We start from the raw sequence: 14,572 nt of genomic DNA on the forward strand, positions 1-14,572 counted from the left end.
TTCTCGGTCAGCCGGTGCGGATCAGGGCCGCGGGTACGCGGGAGCGCGGGCCACCAACGTCGACACGGCCTCGGCGACGTCGGCGAGCTCGGCGTCGCCCGCCGGGGTGCCGTGCTCGGCCCGCACCGCCCTGCCCAGCAGTGTGGCGACCTCGGCCATGTCGGACTCGACCATTCCCTGGGTGGTGACGCTCGGCGACCCCACGCGCAGACCCGACGGCTTCAGCGGCGGGGCCGGGTCGTAGGGGATGGCGTTCTTGTTGAGCGTGATGCGCGCGGCGTCGCAGCGCGTCTCGGCCTGGTCACCCGTGACACCGATGGGCCGCAGGTCGACGAGCGCGAGGTGGGTGTCGGTGCCGCCGGACACGGCCCGCATTCCCTCGGCCTCCAGGCCCTTGGCCAGCGCCTGCGCGTTGGCGATCACCTGCGCGGCGTAGGCCTGGTACTCCGGCGCCGCGGCTTCCTTCATCGCCACCGCCTTGGCGGCGACGGCGTGCATGAGCGGACCGCCCTGCGAGAACGGGAACACGGCCTTGTCGATGGCCTTCGCGTGCTCGGCGCGGGCGAGGATCATGCCGCCGCGCGGACCGCGCAGCACCTTGTGCGTGGTGGCCGTGACGACGTCGGCGAACGGCACCGGCGACGGGATCGCCTTTCCGGCCACCAGGCCGATGAAGTGTGCGGCGTCGACCACGAGCTTAGCGCCGACCTCGTCCGCGATCTCCCGGAAGGCGGCGAAGTCGATCAGCCGCGGGTACGCGGTGGCGCCCGCAATGATCATCTTGGGCTGGTGCTCGCGGGCCAGGTCGCGCACCTGGTCGTAGTCGATCAGCTCCGAGTCCTGGCGCACCGTGTAGGACACCGCGTTGAACCACTTGCCGGAGAAGCTGACCTTGCTGCCGTGGGTGAGGTGGCCACCCTGCTTGAGGTCCATCGCGAGCACGGTGTCGCCGGGCTGGGTGAAGGCGGCGTACACCGCGAAGTTGGCCGACGCGCCGGAGTGCGGCTGGAGGTTGACGTGCTCCGCGCCGAAGAGCTCCTTCGTGCGGGCGTTGCCGATCTCCTCCGCGCGGTCGACGACCTCGCAGCCGCCGTAGTAGCGGCGTCCCGGGTAGCCCTCGGCGTACTTGTTCGACAGCGTCGAACCGAGGGCGGCGAGCACCGCGGGGCTGGTGAGGTTCTCGCTGGCGATGAGCTGCAGCCCGCCGCGCAACCTGGCCAGCTCGTCGAGCACCACGCCCGCGATCTCGGGATCCTGGTGCTGCAGCGCGCCGAAGTCCGGACCCCAGAACGGGGTGTGCTGCTCACGGCTCTGCTCGATGGACTCGCTCACGCTGGACAACGGTACCCGGGCCGGGCGATTCCCCGGTCAGGGCACCAAGAGCACTGCTCGCTATTGTTGCCGATGCTCTGGTTTCGTGTCAGACTTCCGCGATGACCGCCGCCGGTACCCGCGCCCGCGTGCGCGCCGAACTGACCCGCGAGATCGCCGATGTCGCCCGCAGGCACCTCGCGTCCGACGGCGCCGCCGCGCTCTCGCTACGAGCCGTGGCCCGGGAGCTCGGGATGGCGTCCTCCGCCGTGTACCGGTACTTCCCGAGCCGCGACGACCTGCTCACCACGCTGATCGTCGACGCCTACGACGCTATCGGAGCCGCCGCCGAGCAGGCCGAGTCCGCTGTGGCGCGCACCGACCTCCGGGCGCGCTGGCGGGCCGTCTGCTCCGCCACCCGGACGTGGGCCGTGGCCCATCCGCATGAGTACGCCCTGATCTACGGCTCGCCCGTGCCGGGTTACGCGGCACCGGACACCACCACCGGGCCGGCAGCGCGCGTCGGGGAGGCACTCAGCCGGGTGATCGCCGACGGCGTCGCGGCCGGGACCGTCGACCCCGCCGCCGACGCCACGGGAGCCGACACCGCCCTGGCCCCCGGTCTCGCCGTGCGCGTCGGGCTGCCCGCTGACGACCCGGGCTCGTCGCTGGCCGCGCGCACGGTCCTGGCCTGGACCACGCTCTTCGGGATGATCAGCTTCGAGCTCTTCGGCCACACCCACAACGTGGTGGCCGACAACGCGCGCTACTTCGACGACGCCGTGGAGCGCCTGGCCACGATGGTCGGCCTGCCGTAGGGCCGAGGCCGATCCGCGCTACACCGTGAGGACCTCGCGGCCCAGCACCTCGGCAACCGCCGCCGTGCTCACCGCGCCCTCGCGCAGCACCCGGGGCTGGTCGCCGGTGAGGTCGACCACCGTGGACGCGATCGGCTCGCCGGAGGGACCGCCGTCCAGGTAGACGGCCACGGAGTCGCCGAGCTGGGCGTGCGCCTCGGCTGCCGACGCGGCGGGCGGCGACCCCGAGACGTTCGCGCTGGACACCGCCATCGGCCCCACGTCACGCAACAGCTCCAGCGCGACGGGGTGCAGCGGCATCCGCAGCATCACCGTGCCCTTGGTGGATCCCAGGTCCCAGTCCAGGGACGGCGCGTGCGGGAGCACCAGCGACAGCCCACCTGGCCAGAACGCCTCGATCAGGTCGCGCGCGGTCTTCGGCACCCCCAGCACCAGGCCGTCGATCGTGGACCAGGAGCCGACGAGCACCGGCACGGGCATGTCCGGACCGCGCCGCTTCGCCGCCAGCAGGCCGTGGACCGCGGTGCTGCTGAACGCGTCGCAGCCGATCCCGTAGACGGTGTCGGTGGGCAGTACGACCAGTCGCCCGGCCCGTACGGTGCGGGCCGCGGCGGCGAGTCCCTCGACCCGGGCGTCCGGATCGCTGCAGTCGTAGGTGAAGGCCACAGCAGAAGCCTACGAGGGAGCGGTGTCCCGGCGTCGCGCGGTGGCGAACCGGGGACGGCCGGCGAGGTCGACATGCTCCTCGACGTCGGTGAGGACGCGCCGGCGGCGCAGCAGCGCCGGCACCACCTCGCCGTGGGTGTCGTCGTGCTCGATGCCGAGGGAGCCGCCGTAGCGCAGCAGCCCGGCCGAGGCGGCGATGACCGCCCGGATGATCTCCAGGCCGTCCGGACCGCCGTACACGGCGTCGGGCGGGTCCCAGCCGACGACCTCCGGGGGCAGCGGCGTGCCGTCGGGGACGTAGGGCGGGTTGCAGAGCACCAGGTCGACGTGCGACTCGAGCTCGACGAGCAGGTCGGTCCACCGGACGTCGGCCGCGTGCAGCGTGACCGGCGTGCCACCGGCGGAGACGTGGTCGGAGATGTTGCGCTGCGCCCACGTCAGCGCGACGGAGTCGACCTCGACGGCGTGCACCACCGCGTCCGGCCGGCTCACCGCCACCCCGAGCGCGAGGGCCGCCGAGCCCGTGCACAGGTCCACCACCAGCGGCGACGGGATGTTGGCGATCGCGTGCAGACCCCATTCGAGCAGCAGTTCCGTCTCCGGGCGCGGGGTGAACACCCCCGGTCCGACGGCGACGGTGACCGGGCCGAGCACGGCGGTGCCGAGCAGGTGCTGCAGGGGCTCGCGGGCGGCGCGCCGCTCCACCAGGTGGCGCAACGCGTCGACCACGGGTGGGTCCACCAGCGGCTGGAGCATCAACCGGCCCCGCTCGACCCCGACGACGTGGGCGGCGAGCAGTTCGGCGTCGACCCGCGGCGAGCCGATGCCCGCGGCCGCGAGCGTGCGCTCCGCCTCGAGGATCGCCAACCGCAGCGGCTGCCGGCTCACGCGCTGACCCCTCCCCCCGGTTGCAGCAAAGCCACTTTCACGCAACGAGATGGCATGAAAGTGGCTTTGCTGCAATGCGGGAGGCCGTTCACGCGCCCACCGTCTCCGCGCGCTCGGCGGTGGCGAGCGCGGCCAGGAGGTCGTCGAGGTCGCCGTCGAGGACGGCGGGGAGGTTGTGGGCCTTGTAGCCGACGCGGTGGTCGGAGATGCGGCTCTCCGGGTAGTTGTAGGTGCGGATCCGCTCGCTGCGGTCGACCGTGCGGACCTGCGAGCGCCGGTCGGCCGAGGCCTGCGCCGCCGCCTCCGCCTCGGCGAGTGCCTGCAGCCGCGACCGCAGCACCTCCATCGCCCTGGCCCGGTTCTGCAGCTGGGACCGCTCGTTCTGGCAGCTCACGACGATGCCGGTGGGCAGGTGCGTGATCCGCACCGCGGAGTCGGTGGTGTTGACGCTCTGCCCGCCGTGGCCCGACGAGCGGAACACGTCGACCCGCAGGTCGTTCTCGTCGACTTCGACCGCGGCGTCCTCACCGGTGTCGGGGTACACCAGCACCCCCGCGGCGGAGGTGTGCACGCGGCCCTGCGACTCGGTGACCGGAACGCGTTGCACGCGGTGGACGCCGCCCTCGAACTTCAGCGCCGCCCACACCCCGTCGGCCGCCGGCGTGCGCGAACGCACCGACAGCGTGATGTCCTTGTAGCCGCCGAGGTCCGACGGCACGGCGTCGAGGACCTCGGTGGTCCAGCCCCGGCGCTCGGCGTACCGGAGGTACATCCGCACGAGGTCGCCCGCGAACAACGCGGACTCCTCGCCGCCCTCACCGGACTTGACCTCGAGCACGACGTCGTCGCCGTCGTGCGGATCCCGCGGCACGAGCAGCTCGGCGAGACGCCGTTCCAGCGCGGGGAGCCGTTCGGCCAGTGCGGCGGCCTCCGCGGCGAAGCTCGGGTCCTCCGCGGCCAGCTCACGGGCCGCGGCCTCGTCCTCGCGCGCGGCGGCCAGCTCGCGGGCAGCGGCCACGATCGGCCCGATCTGGGAGTAACGGCGGCCGAGCTTGCGCGCGGTGGCGGCGTCGGCATGGATCTCGGGATCGGCGAGGCGCAGCTCCAGCTCGGCGTGCTCGGCGAGCACGGCCTCCACCGCTGGTGCACTCATCGCACTCCCTCGCTGGACTCGGTCGGCGCTGCGCGCAGGCACTGTGTCGATGACTCGCTCGCAAGCTCGCTCATCGCATTTCCTCGCTGCTCCTCGGGCCGTCCCGGACATGCGGACGGCGCCCACCGCTTTCGGTGGGCGCCGTCGACGAAGCTAGGAGTTCTTGCCGGCCCGCTTGCCGTAGCGCGCCTCGAACCGGGCGACGCGACCGCCGGAGTCGAGAATGCGCTGCTTGCCGGTGTAGAACGGGTGGCAGGCCGAGCAGGTCTCGACGGTCATCGTGCCGCTGGTCTTGGTGCTGCGGGTGGTGAACTGGTTGCCGCAACCGCAGGTGACCTGGGTCTCGACGTATTCGGGGTGGATACCGGAGCGCACGGTGGGTTCCTCTCGATGTGGCGCCGGGTCCTCGCAACCGCGAGGTGAACCGGAACCGGAGCGTGACAGTTCATTCAACCACTCGGGCCGCCCGCGGATTCCCACGGGCGGCCCGAGTGGTCGGTCTTTCAGTCGTCCGAGCCGGGAGTGCTCTTCGCGACCTGCATCAGGAACTCGATGTTGGTGCGCGTCTTGCGGAGCTGGGTGAGCACCAGGTCGAGCGCCTGCTGGTCGTCCAGCGCGGAGAGCACCCTGCGGAGCTTGACGGTGACCGCCAGCTCGTCGGGCGAGAGCAGCAGCTCCTCCTTGCGGGTGCCGGACGCGTCGATGTCGATGGCGGGGAACACCCGCTTGTCGGCGATCCGGCGGTCCAGCTTGAGCTCGGCGTTGCCGGTGCCCTTGAACTCCTCGAAGATCACCGTGTCCATCGTGGACCCGGTCTCGACGAGCGCCGTGGCGAAGATCGTCAGCGAGCCGCCGTCCTCGATGTTGCGGGCCGCGCCGAGGAAGCGCTTCGGCGGGTAGAGCGCCGTGGAGTCGACACCACCCGACAGGATCCGGCCCGACGCGGGCGCGGCCAGGTTGTAGGCCCGGCCGAGGCGGGTGATCGAGTCGAGGAGCACGACCACGTCGTGTCCCATCTCGACCAGGCGCTTGGCCCGCTCGATCGCCAGCTCGGCGACCGTGGTGTGGTCCGACGGCGGACGGTCGAACGTCGACGCGATGACCTCACCCTTCACCGACCGCTGCATGTCGGTGACCTCCTCCGGCCGCTCGTCCACGAGGACGACCATGAGGTGGCATTCCGGGTTGTTGGTGGTGATCGCGTTGGCGATCGACTGCATGATCATGGTCTTGCCGGCCTTGGGCGGCGAGACGATCAGCGCACGCTGGCCCTTGCCGATCGGCATGACCAGGTCGATCACGCGCGGGGTGAGCTTCGACGGCTCGGTCTCCAGGCGCAGCCGCTCGTTCGGGTACAGCGGCGTGAGCTTGGTGAACTCCGGGCGGTTGCGGGAGTTCTCCGGGTCCTGCCCGTTGATCGAGTCGACGCGCACCAGCGGGTTGAACTTCTGCCGCGACTGCTCGCCCTCGCGGGGCTCGCGCACGGCACCGGTGATCGCGTCGCCGCGGCGCAGCCCGTACTTGCGGACCATCGACAGCGACACGTAGACGTCGGTGGGGCCGGACAGGTAGCCGGTGGTGCGGACGAACGCGTAGTTGTCCAGCACGTCGATGATGCCGGCGACAGGCAGCAGCACGTCGCCGTCGCGCACCTCGGTGTCGACGTTGCCCTGGCCACCACCCTGGCCACCGGCGGGACGCTCGCGGTCGCGGCCCCGGCGGCGGTCCCGGAAGCGACGGCCACGACGGCCGCGGCCGTCGCCCTCGTCGTCATCGTCGTCGGGCCGGTTGTCGCGAGGACCGCGGTTGTCGGCCCGGTTGTCGGCGCGGTTGTCGGGCCGGTTGTCGGGACGGCCACCCGACCGGTTGCCGTCCTGGCGGTTGTCGGGACGGTTGTCCGTCCGGTCGTTGCGCTCGGCCCTGTTGTCGGCCCGGTCGTTGCGCTCGGTCCGGTTGTCGCCGCGGTCGTTGCGCTCGGCACGGTCGTTGCGGCTCTCGCCGCGGTCGCCACGCTCGGGACGCGTGTCGCCGTTGCGGTTGTCGGCGCGGTCGTCGCGACCCTCGCCGCGGGTACGACCCCGCTGCCGCTCCTCCGAGGGGCTCTCGCCCGCTCCGGAGTCGGTGGCGGTGTCCGGGGACGACTGCTCGCCACGGTTCCGGCGGCTCTGCCGCGTGCGGCGGCTCCCCTGCTCGGGCTCGGCGTCGGGCGCCGGTGCCTCGGGCGCGCTGCTCGGGGCGGGCGCGGACTCGACGGCAGGCGCGACCCCGTTGGTGGGGGCCGTGTCGACCGGCGGAGCCACCTCGGGGGCCGACGAGCCGTTCACCTCGGGCCTGCTGCTCGGCGCGGGCGTCTCCACAGCGGTGGTGACGTCGGGCGCACCCGCCGGACGCGACGCGGTGCGGCGACGCCGGGTGGGCGTGGTGGGAGCGGGGGCGGCCTCGGCCGCGGGGGCGGCAGGCGCGGAACCGTTGGTGGGCGGACCGTCGGTGACGGCCGGCGTCTCAGCGGGGGCGGGGGTGGGGGACGTGCCGTTCTCCGGAAGCGAGAGCTGCGCGGCAGCCGGCTTACGGGTGGGGGCGGCACCCTGCTTCTCCTTGATGGCGGCGATGAGATCGCCCTTACGCATCCCGGAGGTGTCCGGGATGTTCAGCTCCCCGGCGAGCTGGCGGAGCTCCGCCAGCACCATGCCGGTCAGGCCACCGCGCTTGCGCGGCGCAGGAGCTGATTCGGTGCTGACGAGATCGGTCTCGCTCACTGATGTCCTTCCTGACCAACCCGGGTCTGTCCCTGGTCAGCTGGATTCACACACTCGCCCGGACGGTGTGCCGGACGACATGTCGGTCAACGGGTCGCGGGAAGAGCGGCCGCCCCGACAGGCAAGGGGGGCGATCGGCGCGACGGTCGCGACTGAAGGCCGCCCGAGTCGAAATCAGATCTGATCCAATGGATACGCAGATTCCGGCTCGAGTGGCCACGCGGATGACGCGTGGATCGCCGTTGCGGTGACGAGAGTAGACGTTCACCCCACGGTGCGGCAACAACCCCCCTGTTCGACGCGCCGGACGGCGGTCGACCGAAGGGGCTATCCGACCTCCACCCTCGCTCCGTCCGTGTCGACGGGCAGCGCGACGGCCGTGAAACCGTGCAGGTCCAGGTCGCCGGGCACCGTCCCGTCCGTGGTCAGCGCCAGTACCGAGGGGCCCGCGCCGGAGATGGCGGCCGGGACGCCCCGGGCGCGCAGCGCGTCCACCAGGTCGGCCGACTCCGGGTAGGCCGGTCGCCGGTAGCCCTGGTGCAGGCGGTCCTCGGTGGCGGGTAACAGCAGGTCAGGCCGTTGGGTGAAGGCCAGCACCGCGAGCGCGGAACGGCTGCCGGTGAAGGCCGCGTCCTGGAGGGGTACGCGGTCGGGCAGCAGGCCTCGGGTGGCGCTGGTGGAAGATTCCGTTCCCGCGACGAGCACAACCGGGCGAATCCCCGGGTGTGTCTCGAGCCGTACAGCGTGGAACCGCTCCGAGGTATTCCCCGCGGTCTCCCAGGCCACCACGAAGCCACCGAGCAGGCTGGCCGCCGCGTTGTCGGCGTGGCCCTCCATGCCTGCGGTGACCTGCAGCACGGTGTCGCGTTCCAGCTCCAGGTCACGCCCGGAGAGCACCACGGCGGCCACGGCACCCGCCACGGCGGCGGCGGCGGAGCTGCCCAGCCCGCGCGAATGCGGGATCGCGTTGCGGCAGCGCATCCGGATGCCGGGCGGCGCGTCCCCGACGATGTTCCACGCGGTGCGCATGGCGCGCACCACGAGGTGGGCCTCGTCGCAGGGCACCTGCCCGGCGCCCTCCCCCTCGACCGCGACCTCGACGCCGCCCGTCGTGACCGACACCTCGACGTCGTCGTAGAGCCCGAGCGCGAGGCCGAGCGAGTCGAAGCCGGGCCCGAGGTTCGCCGATGATCCCGGCACCCGGATCCGGACCTCGCCGGGACGCCCCATCAGCCCGTCCCGCGCGCGGAGCCGGAGGTCGGCAACGTCACGTCACCGGCATCGGCGGCGGAGATCATCGCAGCTCCAGCGCGTCCGCGACGGCACCCGGGTCGATCGGCACCACCCGGGGGTCGGGCGCCGCGAGCAGCGCGGTGTCCGGGTCCTTCAGCCCGTGGCCGGTGACGGTGCACACCACGAGCGAGCCGCGCGGGAGCGAGCCGTCGGCCGCCGACTGGAGCAACCCGGCCACGCTCGCCGCCGATGCCGGCTCCACGAAAACCGCTTCCTGCGCGGACAGCAGGCGGTACGCCGCGAGGATCTCGTCGTCGGTGACCGCGGCGAACTGCCCGCCGGACTCGTCGCGGGCGGTGACCGCGGCCGCCCAGGAGGCCGGCGCTCCGATCCGGATCGCCGTGGCGATCGTCTCGGGATGGCGCACCGGTGCGCCGTGCACGAGCGGGGCGGCGCCCGCCGCCTGGTAGCCGAACATGCGCGGGGCCTCGGTGATCAGGCCGTCGGAGCGGTAGGCGCGGTAGCCGGCCCAGTAGGCCGTGATGTTGCCCGCATTGCCGACGGGCAGGCAGTGCACGTCGGGAGCGCGTCCCAGCTCGTCGCAGATCTCGTAGGCGGCGCTCGCCTGCCCGGCGATCCGGGTGGGGTTGACGGAGTTGACCAGCGCGGCCACCGGGTAGTCGGCCGCGGTCTTGCGGGCGAGCTCGAGGCAGTCGTCGAAGTTGCCGTCGATCTGCAGGATGCGCGCGCCGTGCGCCACGGCCTGGGCGAGCTTGCCGAGCGCGATCTTGCCCTGCGGCACCAGAACGGCGCAGCTCAGACCGGCGCGGGCCGCGTAGGCGGCGGCCGACGCGGACGTGTTGCCGGTGGAGGCGCAGAGCACCCCCTTCTTGCCCTGCGCAAGCGCGTCGGTGACCGCCATCGTCATCCCGCGGTCCTTGAACGAACCCGTCGGGTTGGCGCCGTCGACCTTGAGGAACACCTCGCAGCCCGTGCGCCGCGAGAGGTGCGGCGCGGGGAGCAGCGGCGTGCCGCCCTCCCCGAGCGTGACGATCGTCCAGCCCGGCTCGACGGGCATCCGATCCCGGTAGGCCTCGATCACGCCGGGCCATCGGGTCGCTTTCGTCGCTGCACTCACCCGGCAACACCCTTCCGGCCCAGGTCCTCGACCCGCAGAACACTGTCGACGCCACGCACGACGTCCAGTCCCGCGAGCACTTCCACCGTGGCGGCGAGGGCCGCCTCCGGTGCGGCGTGCGTGACGACGACCAGCCGCGCCGCCTCTCCCCCGTTGCCGCCGCCGGTCTGCCGGACCGCGGCGATGCTCACCCCGCGGTGGGAGAACTCCCCCGCGATCGCCGCGAGCACACCCGCACGATCGTCGACGTCGAGGCTGACGTGGTAGCGCGTCCGCACCGTGCCCATCGACCGCACGGCCAGGCTGGCGTAGGCCGACTCGCGCGGGCCGCGCCCACCGCCCACCCGGTTGCGCGCCACCGCCACGAGGTCGCCGAGCACGGCACTCGCCGTGGGCGCACCACCCGCGCCCTGGCCGTAGAACATCATCTGGCCGGCCGCCTCGGCCTCGACGAACACGGCGTTGAACGCGCCGTCGACCGACGCGAGCGGGTGGACCGCCGGGATCATCGCCGGGTACACGCGCGCCGACACCGACTCCGGGACGTCGCCGTCCGGGGGGATCCGTTCGCAGATCGCCACCAACTTGATCACGCAGTCCATGCCCGCCGCTGCGGCGATGTCGGACGAGGTGACCGACCTGATCCCCTCGCAGTGCACGTCGGAGGCGGTGACCCGGGTGTGGAACGCGAGCGAGGCGAGGATCGCGGCCTTGGACGCCGCGTCGTAGCCGTCGACGTCGGCGCTCGGGTCGGCCTCCGCGTAGCCGAGCCGGGTGGCCTCCTCGAGCGCCTCGGCGAAGCTCGACCCGGACGCCGTCATCGCGGAGAGGATGAAGTTGGTGGTGCCGTTGACGATGCCGGCCACCCGCGTGATCCGGTCGCCCGCCAGCGACTCACGCAGCGAGCGCAGCAGCGGGATCGCCCCGGCCACGGCCGCCTCGTAGTAGAGGTCGACGCCGGACGCGTCGGCCGCCTCCGCCAGCGCGGGACCGTCCTCGGCGAGCAGGGCCTTGTTGGCCGTGACCACCGACTTGCCGGCCTTCAGCGCCTCCAGCAGGAGGGTGCGCGCCGGTTCGATACCGCCGATCACCTCGACGACCACGTCGACGTCGTCGCGCGTGACCAGGCCGGCCGCGTCGGTGGTGAGGAGATCCGCCAGGTCGCCGTGCCGGTGGGGACGGCGCACGGCCACCCCGGTCAGCTCGACGGGCGCACCGGCACGCGCCGCGAGCTCGTCGGCGTGGTCACGCAGCAGCCGCACCACCTCACTGCCGACGGTGCCGCATCCCAGCATCGCGACGCGGATAGGTGTCACAGCCATATTCCCGTCATCACGGCCCCGATCATCGCTGCTGGCAGGACGTGGACGAAGCCCGGGTGGGCGGCCTCACGCGGTCACCTCGAGCCGGAACTGGTCCTCGAGCGTCTCCCGGCGCAGCAGGACGCGGGCAACGCCGTCGCGGACCGCGACGACGGCGGGGCGCGGCAGCCGGTTGTAGGAGCTCGCCATCGAGTAGCAGTACGCACCCGTGGCGGCCACCGCGAGCAGGTCCCCGGGTGCGATGTCGTCGGGGAGCCAGCAGTCCCGCACGACGATGTCGCCGCTCTCGCAGTGCTTGCCGACCACCCGCGACAGCACGGCGTGGCCGCTGCCGTCGAGCTCCGAGGAGCGGGACACGAGCCGGCAGTCGTAGACCGCGTCGTAGAGGGCGGTGCGGATGTTGTCGCTCATGCCGCCGTCGACGCTCACGTAGCGACGCTGCGCGTGCCCGCCGAGCGGCACGTCCTTGAGCGTGCCCACCTCGTAGAGCGTGACGGTGCCGGGACCGGCGATGGCCCGCCCGGGCTCGACGGCGATCTCGGGGACGTCCAGCTCGGCCTCGTGACACTCGTACTTCACGATCCCGCGCAGCTCCTCGGCCAGCTCGGCCACGTCGAGCGGCCGCTCGGCGGCGCGGTAGGCGATGCCGAAACCCCCGCCGAGGTCGAGCGTGGTGACCGACTCCAGCGCCTCGTCACCGTGCTCCTTGTGCAGCTGCGCGAGGAACCGCACCACCCGGTGGGCGGCCACCCGGAAGCCCTCGGTGTCGAAGATCTGGCTCCCGATGTGGCTGTGCAGCCCGACGAGCCGCAGCCCGCGGGACCCGAGCACGCGCCGGGCCGCCTCCGCCGCGGCGCTCGCCTCTCCCCCCGCGATGGAGAACCCGAACTTCTGGTCCTCGTGTGCGGTGGCGATGAACTCGTGCGTGTGCGCCTCGACGCCCACCGTCACCCGGAGCATCACCGGCACGACGACGTCGCGCTCACGCGCGATGGCGTCCAGGCGCGCGATCTCGTGGAACGAGTCGATCACCACGCGGCCGACCCCGGACTCGACGGCGGCGACGAGCTCTGCGACGGACTTGTTGTTGCCGTGCATCGCGATCCGCTCCGCCGGGAAACCGGCGCGCAGCGCCACGGCGAGCTCTCCTCCGCTGGCCACGTCGAGGCTGAGCCCCTCCTCGGCCACCCAGCGGGCGACCTCGGTGCACAGGAACGCCTTGGCCGCGTAGTGCACGGAACCCGCACCGAAGGCGGCGGCGAACTCCGCGGCACGGGACCGGAAGTCGGCCTCGTCCACGACGAAGAGCGGCGTGCCGTACGTCTCGGCGAGCTCACGCACGTCGATCCCGGCGACCTCGACCGCACCGGCGGCGCCGCGGGTGGCGCCGCGCGGCCACACCAGCGGGGCCAGCTCGTCGAGGCCGGGGGCGTCGACGGGCCGGGGCCCCGCCGTCTCCGGGGGGACCTGGATGCCGGCGTGCAGCGGGCCGGCCGGGTGCGCTCTCATGATCTCGCCTCCGCGGGAACAAGCACGTCGGCGCTCACATCCGCTCCGGCGCAGAAACGCCCAGCATGCCGAGGCCGTTCTCGAACACCTGGCGCGCGGCGACCGACAGCGCGAGCCGGGTGCGGTGCAGGTCGGAGATCTCCTCGTCGCCCATCGGCAGCACCCGACAGGCGTCGTAGAACCTGTGGTACGCGCCCGCCAGCTGCTCCAGGTAGCGGGCCACCCGGTGGGGTTCACGCAGCTCGGCGGCCGACGCGACCACGGCGGGGAACTCGCCGATCGTCCGGATCAGGTCCCCCTCGCGCGGGTGGTCGAGCAGCCCGAAGTCGGGCTCGTCGGGCACGGTGACGCCGAGGTCGGCCGCGTTGCGGGCCAGCGACGCGAGCCGCGCGTGGGCGTACTGCACGTAGAAGACGGGGTTGTCGTTGCTGCGCCGCGCGATCAGGTCGAGGTCGACGTCGAGGGTGGAGTCGACCGACGACCGGATCAGCGTGTAGCGCGCGGCGTCGACACCGACGGCGTCCACGAGGTCGTCCATGCTCACGGCGGTGCCCGCCCGCTTGCTCATCTTCACCGGCTGGCCGTTGCGGTACAGGTTGACCATCTGACCGATCAGGACCTCGACCGTGTCCGGGTCGTCGCCGAACGCCGCAGCGGCGGCCCGCAGCCGGGCGATGTAGCCGTGGTGGTCGGCGCCGAGCATGTAGATGCACAGGTCGAAGCCACGCTTGCGCTTGTCGAGGTAGTAGGCCAGGTCGCCGGCGATGTACGCCGGGTTGCCGTCGCTCTTGATGACGGGGCGGTCCTTGTCGTCGCCCTCGTCGGTCGAGCGCAGCCACCAGGCGCCGTCGGCGAAGTAGAGGTTGCCGGAGTCCTTGAGCCGCTGCACCGCCGTCTCGACCGCGCCCGAGTCGTGCAGGGACTTCTCGTGGAACCACACGTCGAAGTCGGTGCCGAAGGCGTGCAGCGAGCGCTTGATCTCGTCGAACATCAGGTTGACGCCGATCCGGCGGAACACCTCGCGCCGCTCGGCGTCGGGCAGGTCGAGCACGCCCGGCTCGGCCGCCGTCACCTGGGTGGCGATCTCACCGATGTAGGCGCCCGCGTAGCCCTTCTCGGGCGTGGGCTCGCCCGTCGCCGCGGCGATCAGCGAGTCGACGAACCGGTCGATCTGGCCACCGGCGTCGTTGAAGTAGTACTCGCGGGTGACCTTGGCACCGCGCGCGGCGAGCACCCGGCCGAGCGCGTCGCCGACAGCGGCCCAGCGGGTGTGGCCGAGGTGCAGCGGCCCCGTGGGGTTGGCGGAGACGAACTCCAGGTTGACTGCCTTCCCGCCCACGTCGTCGCCGGTGCCGTAGGCGTCGCCCGCGCGGAGCACCTCGCCGACGATCGCGCCCTGCGCGTCGGCGGCGAGCCGCAGGTTGATGAACCCGGGGCCGGCGATCTCCGCGCTCGCGATGCCGTCGCGGGTGGCGAGGGCGTCGGCCAGCCAGCCGGCCAGGTCCCGCGGCGGGACGCCGGCCTTCTTCGCGGTGCGCAGAGCCACGTTGGTGGCGTAGTCGCCGTGCTCGGGGTTGCGCGGGCGCTCGACGCCGACGTCGTCGGGCAGCGCGGCGAGGTCCAGGCCACGGTCCTTGAGCACGTCGGACGCGGTGGCACGGACCAGGTCGGCGAGCACGGCGGGATTCACCCGACCAAGTCTAGGAGGTACTGCTCACTGCCTTTTCACGCCTCACTCCTACACTCGCCTGCGGCAACGGCCGTTCGGGTGACGGCCA

At 72.7% G+C, this 14,572-nt stretch carries 12 protein-coding genes; 1 reads left to right on the plus strand and 11 read right to left on the minus strand.

What is annotated here, in order from left to right; translation table 11 throughout:
- Positions 1-21: 21 nt before the first annotated feature.
- The gene (glyA, locus tag ACQPZA_RS30425) at positions 22-1,332 is read right to left on the minus strand and encodes a serine hydroxymethyltransferase (RefSeq protein WP_312859407.1); all 1,311 of its coding nucleotides are present in this window, start codon (positions 1,330-1,332) and stop codon (positions 22-24) included.
- A 101-nt stretch (positions 1,333-1,433) separates the two neighbouring features.
- Here glyA and ACQPZA_RS30430 point away from each other — a divergent pair, with 101 nt between their 5' ends.
- Positions 1,434-2,129 carry a TetR/AcrR family transcriptional regulator gene (locus tag ACQPZA_RS30430; protein ID WP_433275537.1) on the plus strand — a complete coding sequence of 232 codons (696 nt, stop codon included), beginning with the start codon at positions 1,434-1,436 and terminating at the stop codon, positions 2,127-2,129.
- An 18-nt stretch (positions 2,130-2,147) separates the two neighbouring features.
- Here ACQPZA_RS30430 and ACQPZA_RS30435 read toward each other — a convergent pair whose 3' ends face one another.
- The 10 genes from ACQPZA_RS30435 to argS all read right to left on the minus strand — a co-directional run bounded on the left by ACQPZA_RS30435 (position 2,148) and on the right by argS (position 14,484).
- A complete protein-coding gene (locus ACQPZA_RS30435) occupies positions 2,148-2,795 on the minus strand; it encodes an L-threonylcarbamoyladenylate synthase (RefSeq protein WP_169398736.1) in 648 nt (215 codons plus the stop codon).
- Positions 2,796-2,804: 9 nt separating this feature from the next.
- Positions 2,805-3,683 carry a N5-glutamine methyltransferase family protein gene (locus ACQPZA_RS30440; RefSeq protein ID WP_433275538.1) on the minus strand — a complete coding sequence of 293 codons (879 nt, stop codon included), beginning with the start codon at positions 3,681-3,683 and terminating at the stop codon, positions 2,805-2,807.
- 88 nt (positions 3,684-3,771) lie between these two features.
- Positions 3,772-4,836, minus strand: coding sequence for a peptide chain release factor 1 (gene prfA / locus ACQPZA_RS30445; RefSeq protein WP_169398734.1), 1,065 nt, complete (start codon positions 4,834-4,836; stop codon positions 3,772-3,774).
- Between the two features lie 153 nt (positions 4,837-4,989).
- Positions 4,990-5,211, minus strand: a complete 222-nt coding sequence (gene rpmE, locus ACQPZA_RS30450; RefSeq protein ID WP_169398733.1) for a 50S ribosomal protein L31 — start codon at positions 5,209-5,211, stop codon at positions 4,990-4,992.
- Positions 5,212-5,339: 128 nt separating this feature from the next.
- The gene (gene rho / locus ACQPZA_RS30455; protein ID WP_433275539.1) at positions 5,340-7,592 is read right to left on the minus strand and encodes a transcription termination factor Rho; all 2,253 of its coding nucleotides are present in this window, start codon (positions 7,590-7,592) and stop codon (positions 5,340-5,342) included.
- A gap of 327 nt (positions 7,593-7,919) precedes the next feature.
- The gene (thrB, locus tag ACQPZA_RS30460; protein ID WP_433275540.1) at positions 7,920-8,822 is read right to left on the minus strand and encodes a homoserine kinase; all 903 of its coding nucleotides are present in this window, start codon (positions 8,820-8,822) and stop codon (positions 7,920-7,922) included.
- A gap of 64 nt (positions 8,823-8,886) precedes the next feature.
- Positions 8,887-9,903 (minus strand): threonine synthase, encoded by a 1,017-nt coding sequence (gene thrC / locus ACQPZA_RS30465; protein ID WP_433283055.1) that lies wholly within the window; start codon positions 9,901-9,903, stop codon positions 8,887-8,889.
- Between the two features lie 56 nt (positions 9,904-9,959).
- Positions 9,960-11,285 carry a homoserine dehydrogenase gene (locus ACQPZA_RS30470; RefSeq protein ID WP_169397495.1) on the minus strand — a complete coding sequence of 442 codons (1,326 nt, stop codon included), beginning with the start codon at positions 11,283-11,285 and terminating at the stop codon, positions 9,960-9,962.
- 66 nt (positions 11,286-11,351) lie between these two features.
- Positions 11,352-12,794 (minus strand): diaminopimelate decarboxylase, encoded by a 1,443-nt coding sequence (gene lysA, locus ACQPZA_RS30475; protein ID WP_433275541.1) that lies wholly within the window; start codon positions 12,792-12,794, stop codon positions 11,352-11,354.
- Positions 12,795-12,828: 34 nt separating this feature from the next.
- Positions 12,829-14,484 (minus strand): arginine--tRNA ligase, encoded by a 1,656-nt coding sequence (gene argS / locus ACQPZA_RS30480; protein WP_169397497.1) that lies wholly within the window; start codon positions 14,482-14,484, stop codon positions 12,829-12,831.
- Between the last annotated feature and the right edge of the window lie 88 nt (positions 14,485-14,572).

Source organism: Pseudonocardia xinjiangensis (genome assembly GCF_050948425.1).
In the GTDB taxonomy this organism is placed as follows: Bacteria; Actinomycetota; Actinomycetes; order Mycobacteriales; family Pseudonocardiaceae; genus Pseudonocardia; species Pseudonocardia xinjiangensis.